The organism is Vibrio sp. 2033, from assembly GCF_033339735.1.
In genome coordinates this window covers 1-570 of the sequence record NZ_JAWOVC010000631.1, presented here as the reverse complement: position 1 = coordinate 570, position 570 = coordinate 1, and the positions used below count along the sequence as shown (strand labels likewise).

1 protein-coding gene is annotated in these 570 nt (G+C 50.2%); it reads right to left on the bottom strand.

The window, feature by feature from the left end; all coding sequences use genetic code 11:
- Positions 1-446, bottom strand: a 446-nt coding sequence (locus R7P74_RS28185; RefSeq protein ID WP_318123973.1) for a hypothetical protein, incomplete at its 3' end; no start/stop codon positions are given.
- Positions 447-570 lie beyond the last annotated feature (124 nt).

Genomic DNA, 570 nt, shown 5'->3' with positions numbered 1-570 from the left:
TGCAGGGACGCAAAGCTGGAATCATCCCAATTTACAAAAAACCCGACCGATAAGCGACGATCTGAAACCGAACCGGACTGATTGTTTCGCCGTGCCGATTTTTCCGCCTCGCGTTTCAGTCTTTCAATCAGTTTTAATTCCTCGCGGCGGGCTTTTTCTTCGCGGATTCGTTCGCTCAGTCGTCGCACCTGCAATTCTTTTCGCGAGGTTGCGGGCCGCTCCGGTACGGGAAGGCCTGTGTCTTCTGATTGAGGCAAAGCTGCCAATGGCTTGAGACGCACCTGTGGCAGAAAAGGATTAACCAAAACACTTACGACAAAGACCGCTATCAAAACAGAAACTGCCCCGCCGGCAATAATCGCGAAATAATTGACAAATCGCCGCCGGCCTCCCTTCGGGTCGTGAAACACCGGCCGTGGATTGCTCTCCGGGTCAATTTGACTCATAAAAACATCCTGCCCATATCATCTACGCAACCTGACTTAGATGCCCGAATGGTCAGTGGCGGTTTGTGCACCGGTTTCCGGATTGGAAAAATTATAGACTTTCCTGAAAAATTCTGATAGATTT